Consider the following 2776-nt stretch of genomic DNA (forward strand, 5'->3'; position numbering starts at 1 on the left):
TCAAAAGACAAGCCACCGCTGTCCAACGCATGTCACCCTCCTTATTCTGTCGCCATGGGCAGAGAACTGTTGCGGGGCGACCCCCGTAGGTTTCCAAAAATGCGAGCCAGTGTCCGACTCTTCCCGGACAGGAGCAGTTTGTTTCACTTTAGCGAAGAGCAACTGCCGGGAAAAGGGCGTAGGTGCCCCTGCAGTCTCTGTCAATCTGACTGAGTTCTGGTGAGTTCTGAAAGAGACTGGGAGAGCGCTCCGAGGGCGTGCTCGATGGTGGTGGCAACTGCGTGATAACCTCCGACTTGCTCCCCAGATTACGAAATCACGGGCGATGGTGAGAGAAAACGGCGACGCACGCGCAAGCAAGGATCATGACGATGAATCGAGCGTATATGCCGCCATCATGTGATGGTTGGAAATGCTTCATTGACCTGGTGTTTTGCCCGAATTTCTCGCTCACATCGTGAGAACGTGCCCACGCGATAGCACTGCATGCACTACAACGCGTTGTGGCAGGTTGCTGCCTTCGCCAAGATGTTGAGTGAGCATTGACACCGGCTGTATGTTCGGTAGATTTTGCTTAGTTCGCTTAAACAATTTTCACGGGTTGGAATTCCACGGAGGAAATTCCCCTCGCCATGACAGGGACGTCGCGCACATCTATTCCGATCGTTCAGTCCTCGCTGCTTCCTGCCTCACCGCATCTCGCAGCTTTTCGCGTTGATCGACTCCAAGGGCAAAAGGTGTCAAGATTTCTCCATATTGGCCGCGGACAGAGACATGGGGAATTCTTGCGTAGAAGGCGGTACAACGGCCCTGCAGTATCCATTCCGGTCCAATGGTTTTGTGGTTGACCAACAGGGAGGTGTTTTATGCGACGGAAGCCACTGATCGGCCTGAACATGGACTACCGGCCTGCGGACAAGGTCAATCCCGCAAAGGGAGAGATCGCCGCGGGCTATTTTGACTGCCTCATTCGGGCACAGGCAGTGCCTGTGGTGGTGCCTCCGCTAACTAACCGCTCTGACATTGAGTGCGTTCTGGACACACTGGACGGATTCGTCCTCATTGGTGGTGCCGATCTCGATCCCATTCGAGACGGCTGCTACCGGCATGCGCACACCCAGGTCATGCATCCGCGGCGGGAGGACTTCGACCGCATGCTGGCAAAGTTGATTGGGCAGCGCCGGATGCCCGTCCTGGGAATTGGGGCGGGAATGCAACTTCTCAATGTGTCTCAGGGGGGCACGCTTTCCCTCCACATTCCCGACGACTTCCCGACGGCCATTCCCCACTGGGATCCCCAGGATCCATATCACCGTCACGGCCTGGTGGTGACCAAAGGCTCCCTCATCGATCGCGTTTACGGTGAGGGAGAAATCCGCGTGGCGAGCCGGCATCACATGGCCATTCTCGATCTGGCACCCGTGTTCGAGGCTACCGCCCGAGCTCCGGACGGAATTATCGAGGCCATTGAAAGCCGGGATCCCGATTGGTTTGCTGTTGGTGTTCAGTTCCATCCGGAGTGCGAAGCCGCGTCGGCACTCGACCTGCGCGTGTTCGAGGAATTCGTCGAGAGCCTGTTAAAGCGGACAGGGAGGCACACCGCGGCCATCCCTGCGTAACAGGTGGTCTGCCTGTGTACCGCCTCTGTCCGGTCGCGTGACTGTCTGCTGTGAGGCCAACAGGCTCGGATTCAGGCAGTGGCGGACAGGACCGCTTCTGGCGTACTGGTTTGGGGCTGCGATTCCGCCACGAGCAGGAATCGCATGCTTACCGTCCACCGACCTTCGGCATCCGGCTGGACCAGCCAGTGGGGCTGAACTGCCACTGACTGATGCACCAGCTCGAATCCGCCTTCCGACTGGCTCACGGAAGCCACCGGGAACGTCCAGACGTCGGTTGGACGGGAAAACCCAACCTGAACGCGCAGCCCAAGCCACTGGTCCACCAAAGCGAGGCCCGACACCTGGCCGAGGTCCAAGCGCGTCCCCAGATGGCCGAGTTTTTCCTCGGCAAGGCTGAGGAAGAACCGATCGTCGGCTTCGGCAGGTAACCCGGCAAAATTAAATTCCACCGCGAAAAGGAAAGGCCGATCGGGCGGAAGATTCTCCAGCCGGTAGGCCACTTCGAGGATCGATGAACCGGCGCTCAACAGGACGGCCTTGGTCACACGGATCCTCTGATCGAGGACGTCCGCCTCTGTGGTCAGCGTGGCGCGGACACGATCGGGGTTGGTGTGAATGGTGCCCTCGTAGGGTTGCTCCCAAAGCTTCGCCCAGGGCATTATCTGACCGCTGGCAGCCTGTTCCAGCGTGGTTTCGGGACTGAGCACGAGATCGACAAGACTTTTTCTCGGATAGATGTCGTACTGAAGACGGGACTCCAAGCCAGCTTGTTTGAAGACGACTCGGTCGTGAATGCTCGCACAACCTTGGTGTTCGGGCGAGGCACCTGCTCGCACTTTCTCATGATAAAGTTCGGGACGTCGGGTCATGGTGGCCAGCAAATTCCGACGGACAGGGCGGCAATCCCATTCGTAGAGGATGCCCCCTTGGTGTGGCGCCAGGTATGCGACCATGCGATCGTTGGCCAGGCGGATTTCTGGCCTTCCGTCGAAGTTGAAATCTTCTGCGGTTGCCTGGACCCAGTGTTCTGGGCGTCCCTGGGCCTTTTCCAGGAGTTCGTCGGCGGTGATGAGTTGCTCGTAGATGGCATTTCGTAAATGGGGGAGATAAATGCCACCAAAAGCGCCGTGCCAGTACGGGCAGTTACACTGTCC

2 protein-coding genes are annotated in these 2776 nt (G+C 58.1%); one reads left to right on the forward strand and one right to left on the reverse strand.

Annotated elements, in window-relative coordinates:
- The first annotated feature begins 866 nt into the window (after window positions 1-866).
- Entirely contained in the window at window positions 867-1619 is a 753-nt protein-coding gene (locus H5U08_RS14980; protein WP_297034788.1) for a gamma-glutamyl-gamma-aminobutyrate hydrolase family protein, read from the forward strand.
- 71 nt (window positions 1620-1690) lie between these two features.
- Here the strand turns inward: H5U08_RS14980 and H5U08_RS14985 are convergent.
- Window positions 1691-2776, reverse strand: a 1086-nt coding sequence (locus H5U08_RS14985) for an alpha-amylase/4-alpha-glucanotransferase domain-containing protein (RefSeq protein WP_297034791.1), incomplete at its 5' end; no start/stop codon positions are given.

The sequence above is a fragment of the Thermogutta sp. genome, assembly GCF_014359955.1.
In the GTDB taxonomy this organism is placed as follows: Bacteria; Planctomycetota; Planctomycetia; order Pirellulales; family Thermoguttaceae; genus Thermogutta.

Excerpts from the sequence above, each read along its gene's own strand:
- H5U08_RS14980 (WP_297034788.1), top strand. The coding sequence starts at position 867 with ATGCGACGGAAGCCACTGATCGGCCTGAACATGGACTACCGGCCTGCG.